Source organism: Kitasatospora sp. NPDC001261 (assembly GCF_042896795.1).
In the GTDB taxonomy this organism is placed as follows: domain Bacteria; phylum Actinomycetota; class Actinomycetes; order Streptomycetales; family Streptomycetaceae; genus Kitasatospora.
In genome coordinates, this window is the sequence record NZ_JBIAXP010000080.1 from 1 (window position 1) to 1370 (window position 1370).

A 1370-nucleotide genomic window follows, 5' to 3' on the forward strand; every position below is an offset into this window, starting at 1 on the left:
CACATCGCCCCCCTACCCCCCCTCCAAGGCACCCTCACCACCAACCCCACCACCACCACCGCCCACGCCCACGACTTCGGCCGCCTCACCACCACCACCCCCTACGCCGTCCTCAACCCCGCCGGCCCCCACGACATCGCCAACATCATCAACTACGCCCGCCACAACGGCCTCAAAGTCGCCATGAACGGCCAAAGCGGCACCGGCAACGACCTCGAATCACACTCCAACTACGGCCAAGCCGGCGCCGCCGGCGGCATCAGCATCAACGCCCGCGCCCTCAACCGCATCCACACCATCACCCCCACCAACGCCACCGTCGACGCCGGCGTCACCTGGGCCCAACTCACCGACGCCGCCCTCGCCCAAAACCTCACACCCCCCTGCCTCACCGACTACCTCCACCTCTCCATCGGCGGCACCATCAGCATCGGCGGCATCGGCTCCACCGTCCACAAACACGGCCTCCAAGCCGACACCGTCGAATCCATCGAAATCGTCACCGGCACCGGCCGCATCCTCACCGCCACCCCCACCCGCAACCCCGACCTCTTCCACACCGCCCTCGCCGGCGCCGGCCAAGTCGGCATCATCACCCGCGCCACCGTCAAACTCATCCCCGCCCCCACACGCGCCCTCGTCCTCACCCTCACCTACAACGACCAACACACCTTCCTCACCGACCAACAAACCATCCTCAACGACGGCCGCTTCCCCTCCCAAGTCGGCGAAATCCTCATCCAACCCAACGGACAACCCCCCCGCTACAAAATCGAAGCCGTCGCCCACTACAACACCACACCCCCCAACCCCCAAACCCTCCTCACCGGACTCAACCCCACCACCACCGAAACCAACGACACCACCTACCGCGACTACACCTACCGCGCCGACACCTTCGCCGACACCATCAAAAACCTCGGCTACTGGAACGCCCCCAAACCCTGGCTCTCCCTCTTCCTCCCCGCCACCACCACCCCCACCTTCCTCAACCAAGCCCTCCCCCACATCACCCCCGACGACATCGGCGCCGGCCTCCTCCTCTGCTACCCCTTCCACACCAACAAACTCACCCACCCCCTCGCCATCACCCCCAACGAACCCACCACCTACCTCTTCGACTTCCTCGCCTTCCCCCACCCCAACACCAACCCCCAACCCGCCCTCACCCGCAACCGCACCCTCTACAACACCGCCACCCAACTCGGCGCCAAACGCTACCTCGTCGGCGCCATCCCCAACATGACCCAAACCGACTGGCAAAACCACTACGGCCCCCACTGGACCACCCTCACCAACGCCAAAAACACCTACGACCCCACCCACACCCTCACCCCCGGCCAAAACATCTTCCCCTAACACACAAAAAC

Annotated in this window: 1 protein-coding gene; it reads left to right on the plus strand. The window is 65.3% G+C overall.

The features are described 5' to 3' along the window. Positions 1 to 1359, plus strand: a 1359-nt coding sequence (locus ACFY4B_RS42605; protein WP_387977208.1) for an FAD-binding protein, incomplete at its 5' end; no start/stop codon positions are given. Positions 1360 to 1370 lie beyond the last annotated feature (11 nt).